The organism is Thalassospira sp. UBA1131 (genome assembly GCF_002311515.1).
GTDB lineage: Bacteria > Pseudomonadota > Alphaproteobacteria > Rhodospirillales > Thalassospiraceae > Thalassospira.
Window position 1 is genome coordinate 41,040 of sequence record NZ_DCAO01000043.1, and the last position, 410, is coordinate 41,449.

General features: G+C 50.5%; 1 protein-coding gene. It reads left to right on the forward strand.

The features are described from left to right. Positions 1-410: DUF294 nucleotidyltransferase-like domain-containing protein (locus B3Z49_RS06650; RefSeq protein WP_296989178.1), on the forward strand; the 410-nt coding region annotated here is incomplete at both ends.

The window sequence follows — 410 nt, forward strand, 5'->3', positions numbered from 1 at the left end:
TATTTCAAAAAGCTTGCCGACTTTGTCTGTGATGGCCTGAACAAGGTTGGCTACGTCTATTGCCCCGGTGAAATGATGGCCAGAACAGATGAGTGGCGGCAACCGGTGCGTACCTGGCAGCATTATTTCAACAAATGGATCGAACAACCCGAACCAAAGTCATTGATGCTATGTTCGGTCTGGTTTGACCTGCGCCCGGTCCACGGCACCAAAAGCCTGTTTGAAGACCTGCATCGCATGATCATCTCCAAGGCCAAGGACAACCGTATTTTCCAGGCCTATATGGTGGGCAATGCACTGAGCCATCACGTCCCGCTTGGTTTCTTCAAGAATTTCGTCATGATCCGTGGCGGCGAACATGACAAGACCCTTGATCTGAAACATAACGGCGTGGTGCCAATCGTTGATGT